This is a genomic window from Streptomyces spirodelae (assembly GCF_017676385.1).
Classification (GTDB): Bacteria; Actinomycetota; Actinomycetes; order Streptomycetales; family Streptomycetaceae; genus Streptomyces; species Streptomyces spirodelae.
On sequence record NZ_JAFFZN010000003.1, the window covers coordinates 297,900 to 313,169 of the forward strand.

General features: G+C 72.5%; 15 protein-coding genes. 10 read left to right on the forward strand and 5 right to left on the reverse strand.

Annotated features, from left to right (window positions below; translation table 11 throughout):
* Positions 1–41 precede the first annotated feature (41 nt).
* From JW592_RS05510 to JW592_RS05520, 3 genes are all read right to left on the reverse strand, one after another.
* The gene (locus JW592_RS05510; RefSeq protein ID WP_229375209.1) at positions 42–1,439 is read right to left on the reverse strand and encodes an alkaline phosphatase PhoX; all 1,398 of its coding nucleotides are present in this window, start codon (positions 1,437–1,439) and stop codon (positions 42–44) included.
* 106 nt (positions 1,440–1,545) lie between these two features.
* The gene (locus JW592_RS05515; protein WP_209263720.1) at positions 1,546–2,403 is read right to left on the reverse strand and encodes an SDR family NAD(P)-dependent oxidoreductase; all 858 of its coding nucleotides are present in this window, start codon (positions 2,401–2,403) and stop codon (positions 1,546–1,548) included.
* On the reverse strand, positions 2,400–3,836 hold the full coding sequence (locus JW592_RS05520) for a hypothetical protein (RefSeq protein WP_307805298.1): 1,437 nt from the start codon (positions 3,834–3,836) through the stop codon (positions 2,400–2,402). Before JW592_RS05520 ends, JW592_RS05515 begins: the two co-directional genes overlap by 4 nt.
* A gap of 148 nt (positions 3,837–3,984) precedes the next feature.
* On the opposite strand from JW592_RS05520, the gene JW592_RS05525 reads away from it, so the two are divergent.
* On the forward strand, positions 3,985–5,397 hold the full coding sequence (locus tag JW592_RS05525; RefSeq protein ID WP_209263721.1) for a DUF5005 domain-containing protein: 1,413 nt from the start codon (positions 3,985–3,987) through the stop codon (positions 5,395–5,397).
* 50 nt (positions 5,398–5,447) lie between these two features.
* Here JW592_RS05525 and JW592_RS05530 read toward each other — a convergent pair whose 3' ends face one another.
* Together JW592_RS05530 and nhaA are read right to left on the reverse strand one after the other, a co-directional pair.
* Complete coding sequence (locus tag JW592_RS05530; RefSeq protein ID WP_209263722.1) at positions 5,448–5,918, reverse strand: YbaK/EbsC family protein; 471 nt, start codon at positions 5,916–5,918, stop codon at positions 5,448–5,450.
* 31 nt (positions 5,919–5,949) lie between these two features.
* Positions 5,950–7,395: a Na+/H+ antiporter NhaA gene (gene nhaA / locus JW592_RS05535; protein WP_229375210.1), complete on the reverse strand. Its 1,446-nt coding sequence runs from the start codon at positions 7,393–7,395 to the stop codon at positions 5,950–5,952.
* A 498-nt stretch (positions 7,396–7,893) separates the two neighbouring features.
* Here nhaA and JW592_RS05540 point away from each other — a divergent pair, with 498 nt between their 5' ends.
* The 9 genes from JW592_RS05540 (at position 7,894) to JW592_RS05580 (ending at position 15,215) form a co-directional block, all read left to right on the forward strand.
* Entirely contained in the window at positions 7,894–8,643 is a 750-nt protein-coding gene (locus JW592_RS05540) for a hypothetical protein (protein ID WP_209263723.1), read from the forward strand.
* 194 nt (positions 8,644–8,837) lie between these two features.
* Complete coding sequence (locus JW592_RS33535) at positions 8,838–10,232, forward strand: hypothetical protein (protein ID WP_209263724.1); 1,395 nt, start codon at positions 8,838–8,840, stop codon at positions 10,230–10,232.
* On the forward strand, positions 10,229–11,542 hold the full coding sequence (locus JW592_RS05550) for a TadA family conjugal transfer-associated ATPase (protein ID WP_209263725.1): 1,314 nt from the start codon (positions 10,229–10,231) through the stop codon (positions 11,540–11,542). Before JW592_RS33535 ends, JW592_RS05550 begins: the two co-directional genes overlap by 4 nt.
* Positions 11,543–11,546: 4 nt before the next feature.
* On the forward strand, positions 11,547–12,587 hold the full coding sequence (locus JW592_RS05555) for a type II secretion system F family protein (protein ID WP_209263726.1): 1,041 nt from the start codon (positions 11,547–11,549) through the stop codon (positions 12,585–12,587).
* Positions 12,584–13,513 carry a type II secretion system F family protein gene (locus tag JW592_RS05560; RefSeq protein WP_209263727.1) on the forward strand — a complete coding sequence of 310 codons (930 nt, stop codon included), beginning with the start codon at positions 12,584–12,586 and terminating at the stop codon, positions 13,511–13,513. The genes JW592_RS05555 and JW592_RS05560 overlap by 4 nt, the downstream gene beginning before the upstream one ends.
* Before the next feature lie 64 nt (positions 13,514–13,577).
* A complete protein-coding gene (locus JW592_RS05565; RefSeq protein WP_209263728.1) occupies positions 13,578–13,832 on the forward strand; it encodes a hypothetical protein in 255 nt (84 codons plus the stop codon).
* Positions 13,833–13,918: 86 nt separating this feature from the next.
* A complete protein-coding gene (locus JW592_RS05570) occupies positions 13,919–14,299 on the forward strand; it encodes a TadE family protein (protein ID WP_229375262.1) in 381 nt (126 codons plus the stop codon).
* Positions 14,299–14,736 (forward strand): TadE/TadG family type IV pilus assembly protein, encoded by a 438-nt coding sequence (locus JW592_RS05575; protein WP_209263730.1) that lies wholly within the window; start codon positions 14,299–14,301, stop codon positions 14,734–14,736. The genes JW592_RS05570 and JW592_RS05575 overlap by 1 nt, the downstream gene beginning before the upstream one ends.
* Complete coding sequence (locus tag JW592_RS05580) at positions 14,733–15,215, forward strand: Tad domain-containing protein (RefSeq protein WP_229375211.1); 483 nt, start codon at positions 14,733–14,735, stop codon at positions 15,213–15,215. Before JW592_RS05575 ends, JW592_RS05580 begins: the two co-directional genes overlap by 4 nt.
* Positions 15,216–15,270: the final 55 nt, after the last annotated feature.

A 15,270-nucleotide genomic window follows, 5' to 3' on the forward strand; every position in this document is an offset into this window, starting at 1 on the left:
CGCTCACGGCTGCCGGGAGAGGGCGACCGGGTAGCAGGTGCCTACCGGCGCCGGCGGTCCCAGGGGCCGGTGATGGCGAAGACGTGGCCGGGGGACTGGATGTTGGCGAAGAGGATGCGGCCGTCGTCGCTGAAGGTCGGACCGGTGAACTCGCTGTCGTTGAGGTCGTTGCGGGCCAGTGGATAGGCCCTGCCCTCGGCGGTGACGCCGACGAGGTGCTGGATGCCGTCGCCGTCCTCGGCGAGGATCAGGCCGCCGTGCGGGTCGACCACGATGTTGTCGGGGCCGTCGTAGTGGGTGTCGGCGTCGGGGTCGGGGTTGACGCCGAAGATCGTCTTCAGCGTCACCGTCTCCGATGCCGGGTCGTAGAACCAGACCTGGCCGTCGTGCTCGTTGGCGCTGCCGTCGTCGCTGCGGGCGAAGCTGGCGACGAAGTAGGCGCCGCCGTCGGCCCAGTAGGCGCCCTCCAGCTTGCGGCTGCCGGTCACCTGGCCGGGCTTGAACTGCTTGCGGGCCGAGGTGTCTGCGGCGTCGCGGTCGGGTACGTCGACCCACTTGACGTTGTAGCGGGTGCCCGTCCGGGTGGCCTCGGACAGATCGGCGATGTGCCGGCTGCCCTTGAAGCAGCTCATGGCCTGGAGGCGGCCCGCGGTGTCGCCGCCCTCGGAGAGGGCGAGGGCTCGCAGTGCGCCCTTGTCGGGACGGTAGTTCTTCGGCGGCGTCCACCGGTAGTAGAGGCCGTGCGGGCCATTGGCGTCCTCCGTGAGGTAGATGGGGCCACGGGGATCGACGGCGACGGCCTCGTGCGAGTAGCGGCCCAGGAACTTCAGCGGCACCGGCTCGGCGTTGGCCTCGCGGTCGAAGGCGTCGACCTCGAAGACGTAGCCGTGGTCCTTCTGGTAGCCGCCACCGGCCCGCTGCTCGGTCTCCTCGCAGGTCAGCCAGGTGTTCCACGGGGTGCGGCCACCGGCGCAGTTGTTGTGCGTACCGGCCAGGCTCACATACTCGCCCACCCGCTTGCCGTCGGCGTCGACCACGATGTTGGTGGTGCCGCCGCCGGCGCCCGGGTCGTAGGTCAGGCCCGGCAGCGGCGGCACGAGGTGGGCCTCTTTGCCACTGTTCTCATGGTTGTTGACCAGCACGAAGCCCTGGCCACCGCTGCGGGCGAAGCAGGCGGTGCCGTCGGGGTCGGACGGCGTGGGCTCGCCGCTCTCCAGCTTCGTCACACCGGTCTCGGCGACGATCCGGTAGCTGAACCCCTCCGGCAGGGACAGCAGTCCCGCCGGGTCGGGGACCAGCTTGCCGTAGCCACCGGCACGGCGGGTGACCGCCGCGGCAGCGGGGGCCGCGATGGCGTCCAGGCTGCCGGCGACCACGATGCCCAGTCCGCCGAACGCGCTGGTGCGGAGTACATCTCTTCGGGACAGTGATGAGGACAAGGTCCACTCCTCGAATCGAATCATCGGGACCTCGGTCATCGAATCCGCCCGGCGCTAGCTGCGGGCGCGCACCAGGGGGTTGGCCAGGTGAACGGACGGCGAAGTTCTAGTTGGTGATCCGGCCGCCCGCCACGTCCAAGGTGACACCCGTCAGATAGCCGGCGGCCTCGGAGGCGAGGAACACGGCCGTCGAGGCGACGTCGGCCGGGTCCGCGAGGCGGCGCAGTGGGTGCCGGAGGGCGGCCTTGTGCTGGAGCTCCTTGGACATGTTGGCGGCGACCTTCTCGGTGCGGACCGTGGTGGGTGCCAGGCAGTTGACGCGGATGCCCTGCGGACCCAGCTCGGTGGCGAGCTGGCGGGTGAGCATGGTCAGGCCCGCGTTGGCGACACCGTAGGCGAGGTTGGCCTGACCGGGCTGGCGGCCGGCGGCCGAGGACATGGTGAGAATGCTGCCGGTGAACCGTTCGACCATGCCGGGCAGGAACGCGCGGATGGTGAGGAAGGCGGAGGTCAGATCGGTGTCGAGGACCTGGCGCCAGCGTTCCTCGGTCAGCTCCTGCGTGGGGGTGGGCGCGCCCTGGCCGCCCGCGAAGGCGGCGAGGATGTCGACGGGGCCCAGCTCGGCGGCGACCCGCTCGGCCACCCGGTCGAGCGCCCCCGCGTCGGTCACATCGGCGACGACACCGATCGCGGTGCCGCCCGCCTTGCCGATACCGTCGGCGACCTCGAACAGCGCCGGCCGGTCGCGTCCCACCAGGCACACGGCGACGCCCTGGGCCGCCAGCGCCCGCCCGGTCTCGGCGCCGATTCCCCTGGAACCGCCGGTGACCACTGCCACCTTGCCCGCCAGGTCGGGGTAGACGGGGTGGGTGGGGGCCGGGGCACTCTCGGTGGGGGAGGGGGAGTCCGCCGGGTCCGCCGGTGCGGCGTCCTGCGGTGCGGCGCCCTGGGGTCCGGTCGTCATCTGCTCTCCCCTTCCGTCGTGTTCAGGCCCAGCTCCCTGCGGCGCCGGTGGCCGTAGAGCGCGGCGCCGACGGCGCACCCCACCAGCACGGTGCTCGCGATGCCCCAGCCGACGTAGAAGCTCGTCAGGTCGCTCGGCTGGGAGCGGCGCGGTCGCACCTCGCCCCGCGGGTCGGCGAACACGCGCAGGGTGTCGCCCGCCTCGTCCTCGTCGCACGAGATGGTCAGGTTGTCGTTCTCGACCACCGCGCCCCTGGTCAGCGGGCGCAGGTCGCAGGTCGGCCCGCCCTTGGCGTGGTGGTGCACCTCGGTCATCTCGACCCGCACCCACTCACCGCGCTCCACCAGCACCGAGGTGGAGTAGCCGTACCCGGAGACCGGGAAGAGCGCGATGCCCGCGAAGATGACGAGCAGCAGATAGCGGCGGCGCGGACCGTAGTACGTCAACTCCAGCAGCAGCCCGAGCAGATAGAGCGCCGTGACCACCAGCAGTGTCCAGAACAGCGGTCTGCCGCCGCCCACGTACCGGGGCACCAGCATGATGGCGCCCGCCAGCGCGCAGCCCACCAGCGTCGCGGCCGTCGCCAGCGCCACGGCTGCGGGCCGGGAGAGCCGCTGGACGCGGGCGTCCAGCCGGGTACTGAGCCGGTGCGGGGCCGCGGGCCGGGAACCGAGCCGCGCGTACAGCCTCGCGCGGGGGGAGGTGGGCGTCGGCCGTCCCGTGCGGCGCGCAGTGGTGCCCATCCCGCTCCCGAGTCCGCCGCCCGGTGTGCCGCGCGGCCGGTAGCGTCGGACCTTGGCGATGCCCGCGCAGCCACCGGCCGTCAGGATGGCGGCCCACGCCAGCGAGGAGCCGTAGATCGTGGGGTCGGGCTCCTCGTACGGGTCGGAGGAGAACGCCTCGGTGAGCGCCGTCGCCAGGAAGATGAAAGCCAGGGACAGCGCGATGACGCAGACCGTCCACCAGCCGGCCCGCCGTCCGCGCAGCGCCCGTTCGGCCTCGCTGCCGCTCCGGTACTCGGGCGCTCCGTACAGCTCTATCAGCCGGTGCCGGTCGCGGCTCCTGCCGCGCAGCGGCAGCAGCAGCGCGAGCGCCGTCGGAAGGAGCGCGGCTCCGATACCCAGCGAGAGGTTGGCGGCCAGGCCCTTGGGGCGGCCCACATGCGTGTAGTCGTAGATCCCGGAGGCCAGGAAGCCACAGCCCACGCACAGTCCGACGATCAGCGCGACACGCGCCCACAGTTCGCGGGGCGCGAGCTCTGCCCGTATGAGGGCAGCGGCGTACGCGGCGTCGTCCGGGGAGTCGACGCCGTCCCCGCCGCTGGCGCCATCCGCGCCGCTGGCGCCGTCCACGGCGTCCGCGCCGTTCGCGGCCCGCTGGTTGCCCTGGGCCGTCCTCGCCATCTTCCCGCCCCCGTTCGCGTCGAGCCCCACTCGCCTCTCCGAGCCGCGCCTCTCCGAGCCTCGTGTGCCAAGCCTCGCGCTTCTCCAGACTCGTGCCCAGTACTCTAGGGGGCGGCACCGACAACACCAGGCCCTGGGGCCGGTGTCGGGCGACGGTACACGCACTAGCCTGTGGCCGATGGCGGGCCAGGGGAGTGGGAGTCGGGGCGCGGGACTGCTCCGCGGCAGCCGGCGGCGGCTCGGCGCCGGGGCGCTGGCCGGGCTGGTGCTGGTGGGGGTGGCGCTCGCGGTGCCGAACGGCGAGCAGCGCACCAAGCGCTGTTCCGGGGCGAAGGTGACCGGCTGGCGTACCGATGAGCGGATGACGCGGGAGCTGGCCCGGTACGGCGACGACAACGCGCGGTTCGACGACTGGACGGGCGGGGACGGCACCCGCTCGGTGCGGCTCCCGGACGGCCGGACCCTGTGGCTGTCCGCCGACACCTTTCTCGACCAGGTGCTCGACCAGGCGCCCGGCGTACGGGGCCGTAAGCCCAACCCCGTCTGGGTGCGCAACGCGGCGCTGGTGATGTCCAGGGACGGTCGGTTCGAGCGGACGCTGCTCGGCGGCACCGGGATGCGCCCCGCCGCTCTCTTCCCGGGAACCGCGACCGCCGACGGGCGCGAGGTGTGGCGGTGGCCGGTGCAAGCGGTGGTGGAACCGCGCCGGCCGGGTTCATCCGAAAAGGTGGTGCGGGTGCTGCTGTGGCAGCGCGAGGCCGGTCGGCCGCCCTGGATCTTCGGGGTGCCCCGGGCCTCCCAGGTGGCGACCCTGTCACTGCCCGGCCTGCGGCTGGAGGGCATCGAGCCGATCCACCGCCCGCGCCACGGGGAGATCGAGCGGCGCGTCCTGTACGGCACCTCGGCGGTCACCCAAGGCGACTGGACCTACATCTTCGGTGCCGACGAGGGCAGCGTGGACGGCGAGGCGTCCCGGGCGCACCTGGCCCGCGCGCCCCGGGGAAGGCTGGACGACGCCGACGCATGGCAGTTCTGGGCAGGCTCCGAAGAAGAGGACTCCGGAGAGTCCGGACAATCCGGGGAGTCCGGGGAGTCCGGGGAGTCCGAGGAATCCGGAGATTCCGGGGAAGGGGTCGGGAAGGGGCACGGGGGAGGCGTGGGTGGCGGCTGGCAGGACGACCCCGAGCGCTCCGAGCCAATACTCGTCGGCAAGACCGTGCAGCGCGGCGCGACCGGCACCTACTCGGTCGTACGGCACGGGGACAGCTGGCTGCTGCTGACCATGGACGCCGGGGCTCCGGACGGCGGCGGGGTCACCGACATCGTCTCGTACTGGGCGTGCACGCCGACCGGCCCCTGGCACGGGCCAGGGCGGGTGGCGAAGCCGCCGCTGCCGCAGGGCGCGGCAGGCGTCGGCGCTGTGCCGTACAACCCGCAGGGCCATCCGGAGTTCGGGGCGGGGGCGGGAGCGGGGAAGGGCCTACTGATCAGTTACGACGTCAACGTGCTGGACGCGGGCGGTGCCATTCAGCGGAACGTGGCCTACTACCGGCCGCGCTTCCTGCGCCTGACCCTCGGCCCGGCACGCTGACCCACGCGCCGCCCGGCTCCGACCCCGGCTCCCTCGGGCCCGTGCCTCCCTCAGGCGCCCACCTGTGCCGCCAGGCCGTCCGTCAGGCGCACCAGCTCGTCGAAATCGGTGGCGAACATGGTGTACTCGTCGCCGCCTCCGGCCCAGACCACGTCGTGTTCCCCGAGCCGTACGTCGATCAGGGTGCGCAGCGGCTTCCCGTGCCCGAGCGGGGCCACCCCGCCCACCTGCTGCCCCGTCGTCTCGCTGACGAACTCGGGGCTCGCCCGCCGGACCTTCCTCTTGCCCACGCCGAGCAGCGCGGCCACGAGCCCGGTGTCCACCCGGTGCGCGCCGCTGGTGACCACCAGCAGCGGTTCGCCGTCGATGGCGAACACCAGGCTGTTGGCGATCGCGCCCACCTCGCACCCGAGCTGTTCGGCCGCCGCAGCGGCCGTGGGCACGGGTGCGGAGAACTCGCGGATCTCCCCGTTCGCTCCCCGTTCGCGCAGTTCCTTGGCCACGCGCTGTGCTTCGTTCATGCGGCTGAGCCTAATGAGGCGCTGCCGCTGGTCAATCGGTTTCCCTGCCCCGCTCCTGCTCGCGGGCGCGCCGGGCGGCTTCCGCGGGACGGCGGACCGGGTCCAGTTCCTGATCTATGTCCGGTATGGAGTCCCGGTCCTCGTCCCGGGTCTCCTCCTCCCACAGCGCGCGGTACTTCGCGTCCCGCAGCTTCAGCAGCACACACGCCACCAGCGCGGAGAGCACCGAACCGAGCAGGACGGCGGCCTTGGTGTGCTCGGTGACGGCGGCGCCCTCGAAGGCGAGCTCGGCCACCAGCAGGGAGACCGTGAAGCCGATCCCCGCGAGCATCGCGACCCCGGCCACATCGGCCCAGGCCAGGTCCGAGCTGAGCCGCGCCCGGGTGAAGCGGGCCGCCAGATAGGTGCCGCCGAAGATTCCGATGAACTTGCCGGCGAACAGGCCCAGCATGACGCCGAGCGCCTCGGGTTGCCTGAAGGTCTCGCTCAGTGCCGAGGCCGAGACGCCGACACCCGCGGCGAACAGGGCGAAGACGGGCACGGCGAAGCCCGCCGAGAGCGGTCGGACCAGGTGTTCGATGCGCTCGGCGGGGGAGACGCTCTCCGGGTCGTCCGGATCGTCGGGCTTCACTCGCAGCAGCAGACCCATCGCGACGCCCGCGATGGTGGCGTGTACGCCGCTGTTGTACATCAGTGCCCAGACGACCACGCCCAGTGGCACGTACACGTACCAGCCGCGCAGCCGCAGGTTGACGTGGAGGACTCGGAAGAGCACCAGCCCGGCCATCGCACCGGCGAAGGCCGCCCAGTTGAGGGTGGAGGTGTAGAAGACGGCGATGACGAGGATCGCGCCCAGGTCGTCGACGATGGCCAGGGTGAGCAGGAAGGCGCGGATTCCGGAGGGCAGGTTGGTGCCGATCACCGCGAGCACGCCGAGTGCGAACGCGATGTCGGTGGCCATCGGAACGGCCCAGCCGTTGAGATTGCCGTGGTCGAGCAGGTTCACCACGACGTAGCAGAGCGCCGGTACGACCATGCCGCTCGCCGCCGCCACCACGGGGAGCGCCGCCGCGGCCGGGCGGCGTAGTTCGCCGACGGTCAGCTCGCGTTTCAGTTCGATACCGGCGACGAAGAAGAAGATCGTCAGGATGCCGTCCGAGGCCCAGTGCTCGACGGACAGATCGAGGCCCAGCGCCGGGATGCCGAAGTGGAAGGACCGCACAGTCTCGTACAGATGTGCGAGCGGGGTGTTCGCCCATATCAGCGCCACCACGGCGGCGAGCAGCAGTACCGTGCCACCGACGGTCTCGGTGCGCAGCGCGTCCGCGAGCAGCTTGCGCTCCCGTGCCGAGGGGCGGGCGAACAGCGAGGCGCCGACCTCGCCCTGTTGGTTCTGTCGCTGGCCTTGTCGCTGGTCCTGCTGCTTGTCGTGGCCGTCTGCGGCGGTGCGGCCCTCGTCTGCGGCGGGCGGTGTCATGGGCGGCTCCCCGGATCGGCGCGTACAGGGATACGGGGAGGGCCCCGTACCGCCGACCAGACTTCCCGGCACACCTGTAACGAACTCGGCGCGATCTTGACGCCTTTCTGACACCGTACTCGAACAACCGGGAACCGCACCGCCTGGGGCTCCGCCGGGGTGCGGTGCGGGCATCGGCGCGGCCGGCCCGTCCGGTGTTCCTCCGCCGTTCTTCCGGCGTTCGCCTGGGGCTTCTCCCGGGCCGCCGAGGCCCCTGATTCCGGCTCCGGCGGTCCCGGACCTTCGGCTTCCGGGGGCCTTCGGATGCGCCTTGAGGGGGTCGGGGGGTGTTGATACTGTGCCCGGGATCTACATGGCGCGGTGGCCTGTCGGTACGCGGGGGTATGTCCGGCATGGCGGGTGCGGCATGGCGGCAGGGGGCAGGTTTCTCGACGTGACACGACGTGAGACGTACCAAGATCTGAAAACGGGGAATGACCACAACACGGGGGTGGTGAGGTGAAGACCCAGGAGCGGAGCTCCGCCGGGGTCGGTCGCGGGGCGGCACTCACCGCACCGGCCGGGGACCGGCTGCCGTCCCCGCCACGCGAACGCAAGCCGGCGCTGGCCGCGCTGGCCGTCCTCCTCGTCCTGCTCGGCGCGCTCGGGGCGACCGTCCTGGTGATGCGCGCGGGCGACCGCGTCGAGGCCGTCGCCCTGACCAAGCGGGTACCGCGGGGGCAGCCGATCCCGGACTCGGCCATCGAATCGGTGCTGGTCGCCGAGGACAGCGACATCAAGTACGTGCGCTGGGACCAGCGCGGACTGCTCAAGAAGTACCGCTCGGCCACCGACCTCGTCGACGGCACCGTGCTGGTGGGCAGCATGCTCACCAAGGAGAAGGGCCTGGGCCCCGGCAAGGCCGTGGTGGGGCTCTCGCTCAAGAGCGGCCAGTACCCGCCGCGCCTCAAGGAGGGCGACACGGTCTCCGCCTACCGCGTGGGCCGCGAGACGTCCTCGGGCGGCAGCGACGGCTCCGGGGACGACTCGGGCAGCGGGAGGGACCGCGGCAGCGGCTCGGCGGGGAACGCGACGATCGCCGAGGGCGCCAAGGTCCAGTCGATCAAGTCCGGTTCGGACGACTCCCTCGCCTCCAGCGGCAACCTCCCCGTCTCCGTCGTCGTCGACAAGAGCGACGCGGCGGAGCTGACAGCGGCCGCGTCCAACGGGGAAGTCTCCCTCGTCCTCGACCCCGACGCCGGAAGCTGACGCGGCACACCCGCGCCGACCCGGCGGCGGCCGCGCGGACGAGTACGCCGTGACCGTGGCCGCCGGGGACGCACCGTGGAACCGTCCACCGCGGAGCATCGTCGTCGGCTATGGCAGCGGCTGTGGCAGCACAGCGACGAGGGGCACCACGGCAGGGACGACACAACACGGACATCAAGGAAAGGCGTAGCCGGATGGCGCTGATCGCACTCGCCGCCGACAAAGGGGCACCGGGGGTCACCACGGCCGCCGTCGCCCTCTCGGCGGTGTGGCCGCGCCGCGCGCTGCTGGCCGAAATGGACACCGCGGGCGGCGACCTCGTCTACCGCAGCCCCGCCACGGACGGCCGTCCGCTGGACCCCAACACAGGGCTGCTCTCGCTCGCCGCCACGGCGCGCAGAGGACTCGCCCCCGAACAGCTGTGGGACCACGCGCAGCGGCTCTCCGGAGGGCTCGAAGTGCTCGTCGGGCTCGGCAACGCCGAACAGTCCGCGGGGCTGGCCGGGCAGTGGGACACCCTGGGCCGCGCCTTCGCGACCCTCGGCGACTCCCCGCACCCGCAGTTGGCCGCCGACGTCATCGCCGACTGCGGGCGCATCGGCCCCGAGGCCGCCTCGGTCGCGCTCTTCCCGCACGCCGCGCTGGTACTGCTGGTCGCACGGGACGAGCCGGAGCAGATCGCCCGCGTACGGGACCGCGCCCTGGCGCTCGCCAACCGGCTGCACGGCGCGGGCCGCGGGATGACGCCGCTCGCCCAGCCGCTGCTGGGCGTGCTGCTGGTCTGCCAGGCGCAGGGCGCCGCGAAGGTGGCGGGCCAGGTCAACGACATGCTGGTGGCCTCCCGGGCCGGTGCCCAGGTGATGGGCGTGCTCGCCCACGACGCGCTGGGAGCCGAACAGTTGGCGGGCCGCCGCCGCGGGCGCGTCGATCGCTCGCTCCTCGTCCGCTCGGTACGCAAGATCGCCACCGATCTGCACCAGCAGTACGGTGCGGCCTGGGCGTCCGCCACCTCGACCCCGCACCCCCCGACGGACCGCCTCGGCCCGGCCGACCGGCCCGGCCCGGCACCCGGCCCGACGCACCCGCCCGGTACGGCGCCCGGCCCGACGGCGCCCCCGCCACAGGGGCCGCCTCGACAGGGACCGCCACCCGCCGGGTCCCCGTACCCGACGCGGGGCCCACAGGCAGCGACCCGCCCGCAGGGCGCGACCGGTCCGCAGGCCGCCACCGGTCCGCAGGCCGCGACCGGCCCCCAGGCCGCGACCGGCCCCCAGGCCACAACCGGGACCGGTCCCCAAGTCACGGCCGGGCCCTCAACGCTGCCCGTGGAGGGGCCGCGTCCCAGGACGCCGGGTGCGCTGCCTCCCGTACAGGCCCCGTCGGCACAGGCGGCCACACCGGACGGCTCCGCGCAGGGCCGTCCCGGGGAGCGGGAGCCCGCACGGGGGATGGGTGGCGGGCTCAAGGGACTCCGCGGGCGGCGCAGGCCGCCGACGCCCGCACCCGCTCCCACCCCGCCGGTGCCGCTTCCCGGCAGCGGGGAGCAGCGCAGCGGGGAGCAGCCGCGGGATGAGGGGGCTGCCTCATGAGTGCGAGCATGGTCGACCACCAACTGGTGAAGCGGTTCCGGCAGGAGGCCGGGGACCGGATCGCCGAGCAGCGGCGAATAGACCAGGCGTCCGGTGTGGCACCGATGACCACCGAGGACGAGCGGCAGTTCGCCCGCGCGGTGATCGCGCAGATCCTGGAGGAGCACGCGCGCTCCGAGATCACCTCCGGGCGCACCCCGCTGGACGCCCAGTCGGAGGAGGCGTACGCGGCGGCCGTGCACGCCGCGCTGTTCGGCGTGGGGCGGCTCCAGCCGCTGTTGGACGACCCCGAGGTCGAGAACATCGACGTCAACGGCTACGACCAGGTGTTCGTCGGCTACGCCGACGGTCGCGAGGTGCGCGGCGAGCCGGTCGCCGAGTCGGACGAGGAGCTGATCGAGCTGATCCAGATCCTCGGCGCCTACTCGGGTCTGTCCTCCCGCCCGTTCGACTCCGCCAATCCGCAGCTGGACCTGCGGCTGCCCGACGGCTCCCGGCTGTCGGCCGTCATGGATGTCACCAGGCGCCCCGCGCTGTCCATCCGGCGCGCCAGGATGGGCAAGGTCTTCGTCTCCGACCTGGTGGGCAACGGGACGCTCACTCCGGAGCTGGGCAGCTTTCTGACGGCGGCGGTGCGGGCCCGCAAGAACATCATGATCGCGGGTGCGACGAACGCCGGTAAGACGACGCTGCTACGCGCCCTCGCCAACGAGATCCCGCCGCACGAGCGGCTGATCACCGTCGAGCGTGCGCTGGAGCTGGGCCTGGACCAGTTCCCCGAACTGCACCCCAATGTGGTCGCGTTCGAGGAGCGGCTGCCCAACTCCGAGGGCCAGGGCACCATCAGCATGGCCGAACTGGTCCGCCGCTCGCTGCGGATGAACCCCTCCCGGGTGATCGTCGGTGAGGTGCTCGGCGACGAGATCGTCACCATGCTCAACGCCATGTCCCAGGGCAACGACGGCTCGCTGTCCACGATCCACGCCAACAGCTCCAGCGAGGTCTTCAACCGCATCTCCACCTACGCGCTCCAGGCGAACGAACGGCTGCCCATCGAGGCCACCCAGATGCTGATCGCGGGGGCCATCAACTTCGTCGTCTTCATCGAGCGCCGCAACGCCTTCGCCAGCGGCGGGCGGCTGTCCCGCTCGGTGACGTCCGTACGGGAGATCAACGGCGTGGACGGCCGGGTGCTCTCCAGCGAGGTCTTCGCCGAGGCACCCGACGGGCGGCTACTGGCACACGCGCCGGTCTCCTGTACGCAGGAGCTGGCCGCCCACGGATACCAGCCCACCGGAAACTGGGGGTGAGACCGTGCCTTTCGACGGCGGTACGGGCGGCATCTTCTCCCTGTCCACCCTCTACGCGCTCGCCTGCGGCGTCGCCGTCGGCGGCGGTGTCGCGCTGTTGATCGTCGCGCTGCGCGGGCTGCCGGCCAAGGCGCCGGACGAGCGGCGGGACGCGGGCAGACGCGCTTCGGAGCTGGCCCGCTTCATGAGCCGGCGCGGCTCCATCGCGGTGTGTGCCGGGCTGTTGGTACTGCTGCTCACGCGCTGGCCGGTCGCGGCCGTCGCCACCGGCATCCTCGTCTTCCTGTGGGACCGGCTCTTCGGCGGCGCGGCGGAGGAGCGGGCCGCGATGAAGCGGGTGGAGGCGCTGGCGGCGTGGACCGAGTCGCTGCGCGACACCATCGCGGGCGCCGTCGGTCTCGAACAGGCCATCCCCGCCTCGGCACGCGCCGCTGCCCCCTCGCTCCGCCCGCACCTGGACGCGCTCATCGACCGGCTGCGGGCCCGCACCCCGCTGCCCACCGCGCTGCAGAACCTGGCGGACGAGCTGGACGACCCCTCGGCCGACATCGTCGTCGCGGCCCTGATCCTCAACTCGCGGCTGCGCGGCCCAGGGCTCCGCGAGGTGCTCGGCGCGCTGGCCAAGTCGGCGCGTGAGGAGGTGGACATGCGACAGCGGGTGATGGCGCAGCGCGCCTCGACGCGGCGCAGCGTGCAGATCGTGGTCGGGGTCAGCGTGGCCTTCGTGCTGGGGCTCGCCGTCTTCAACCGGGACTTCGTCAAGCCGTACGGCAGCCCGCTCGGCCAGGTCGTACTGGCCTGTGTGTGCGCGATGTTCGCCTGCGGCTTCTGGTGGCTGCGCAAGCTCTCCCGGATCGAGACCCCGCAGCGCTTCCTGGTCCGCGCCGACCAGCCGGTCCCGGTGGACCGCGCGGGCCACCCCGCCGAACGCACCGACCAGCCGGCCGTCGGCACCCACGGAGTCCACGGCACCCGCGGCGCACCCGGGCCGCCGGGCGGGCCAGGGGAGACGCCCGGCGGCGGAAGGGAGGTGCTGGGCCGTTGAACACCCTCACCCTCACCGCGCTCACCGGCGCCCTCATCGGCCTGGGCCTCTTCCTGCTCGTCCGGGCGCTGGCTCCCGGCAAGCGGGGCTCCGTCGCCTCCGTCGCCGAGATCGACGCGCTGCGCGCCCGTACCGCGGCGCACCAGTCGGGCGGCACCGGGAACCCGGAGGAGAGCGGACGCTTCGCCGCCTTCCGGGCGCAGGTCGGTGCCCGTGTCGCCGAGCTGTATCTGCGCCAGGGGTGGGAGCAGCGCAGCCTCCGCTCCGACCTGGAGGTGCTGGAGCGCCGCTGGGAGAGCTTCCTGGCGACCAAGGTGCTGCTCGGTGCGGCGGGGCTGTTCTTCGGGCCGTTCCTCTTCTCGATCGGCTGGCTGATCGGCTTCGGCCGCAGCCCGCTGATCCCGCTGTGGCTCGCCCTGTTCTTCGCCGGGCTGTTCTTCATGCTGCCGGATCTGGAGGTGCGCCGCGACGCCGCGGCCAAGCGGCGCGACCTGCGGCGGGTGGTCGGCGCCTACCTCGACCTGGTGGCCATGAACCTGGCGGGCGGGCGCGGCCTGCCCGAGGCGCTGAAGGCGGCCAGCGAGGTCAGCGACGGCTGGGCGCTGCGCCGTATCCGCGACACGCTCTCCGACGCGCGGATCACCGGACAGAGCCAGTGGGCGGCGCTCGGGGACCTCGGAGTCCGCCTGGGGGTCGACGAACTGAAGGACCTGTCGGCATCCTTGGCGCTGGTCGCCGACGACGGCGCCAAGGTCCGCGCCTCGCTGTCGTCGCGCGCCGAGACGATGCGGCACCGGGAGCTGTCCGAGATCGAGGGCAGCGCGGGTGAGAAGTCCCAGTCCATGCTCGTGGCCCAGCTGATGCTCTGCGCGGGCTTCCTCGTCTTTCTCATCTATCCGGCGGCCATGCGCGTCTTCCAGATCTGACCCGTCCGACCCGCCCGCCGCACACCGACTCGCTGACCCAAGACCCGAGAAAGGACTGAGAACGATGCCGAATCCGCTTCGCTCGGTCAGTCATCCCGCAGTCGCGTTCCTCGTGACATATCTGCGCGGCCGTATCCAGCGTGCCCGCTCCGGCGAGCTGGACCGGGGCGCCTCCGCCGTCGAGTGGGTGATCATCTCGGCGGTCGTGGTGGCGATCGTCGGCGTGGTCGCCGCCATCATCAACCTGGCGCTGCGCAACGGCGCCGACAAGGTGAGCGACTGCATCGACGGCGCGGACGAGGACGGCACCTGCAAGTAGGAGCAGCACAGGTGAGAGCGGAGCGACGGTACGTCGCATGGGCACGCCGCAGATGGGAGGCCGCCTCCCAGCGCGGCGAAAGCGGCATGACCGCGATCGAGTTCGTGCTCCTCACCCCGGTGCTGTTCTTCCTGATCTTCGCGACGGTGCAGTTCGCGCTGTACTTCTTCGCCGACCATGTGGCGCAGGCGGCCGCACAGGCGGGCGCCCGCAAGGCCCGGCAGGAGGCCGACGCCGACCCGGGCGGCTGGCGTGCCAAGGCCCGGCAGACCTCCGGGGAGTACATCGAACAGCTGGGCCCCGAACTGATCCTGAACCCCGATGTGAAGCTGCTCGGACCGCACGACAACACCGTCGGTGTGGAGATCCGCGCCCGGGTCCCCTCCGTCTTCCCCGGCCTGGACATGGACGTGTACGCGATCTCCCAGGGGCCGGTGGAACGGTTCGTGCCGGACGGAGGCGGCTGATGACGGAGCTGGTGACGTCCCTGAGACGCAGCCGCCGCTGCGGCGGTGACGCCGGGCTCTCGACGATCGAGGTCGTCATCCTCGCGCCGGTGATGATCCTGTTCATCCTCGTCCTGGTCGCCTTCGGCCAGTTGGTGGACGGGCGCGGGGCCGTGGACAGCGCGGCACGGGACGCCGCGCGCGCCGGATCGCTCCAGCACGGCAGCCACGCGGCGGCGATGACGGCCGCACAGCAGGCGGCCACCGCCACCCTCAAGGGCACCTGCGCGGGGAATGTGACCGTACGGGACGCGGGCAGCGACTACCGCTCCGGCGGGTTGTTCACCGTCGAGGTCAGCTGCCGGGTACGCGGCCTGGGCATCCTGGGGCTGGACATCGCCAAGGACATCACGGGCCGCTCCAGTTCGCCGATCGATCCCTACCGGAGGACCGGATGAGCCGGGGGAGACGCTCCCTGCCGGAGAGGGCCGGAAGCCGGCTGCGGGACAGGCTCGCGGCCTGCGACGACAGCGGGTCCGGTGCGGCGGCGGTCATCATGTTCGCGCTGTTGTTCATGGTGCTGGCCGCGTTCGTGGTGGACGGCGGGCTGTCCATCTCGCAGCGCGAGCGCGCCGCCGACATCGCCGAACAGGCGGCACGCTACGCGGCCCAGGACATCGACGAGGAGGCCCTGCGCGAGAGCCAGGGCCGCAACGCGCCCATCAACTACGAGAACTGTCCCTCCCGCGTCCACGAGTTCGCCACCCGGTCCGGACTCTCGGCAGCCGATGTGGCGGCCTCGGGCTGTGTGTCCGCCAGCGCCCAGCAGGTCGAGGTACGGATTCGTCTCACCTACCGCCCGGTGCTCACCGGCCTGTTCTACAGCGCACCCCTGACCGTCCACGGCACGGCGACGGCGGAGTCCGTGACCGGGTGACCGTCCCGGCACACGCCGCCCCTCCTCCACGTCCGCACTTCTCACCTTGGGAGCA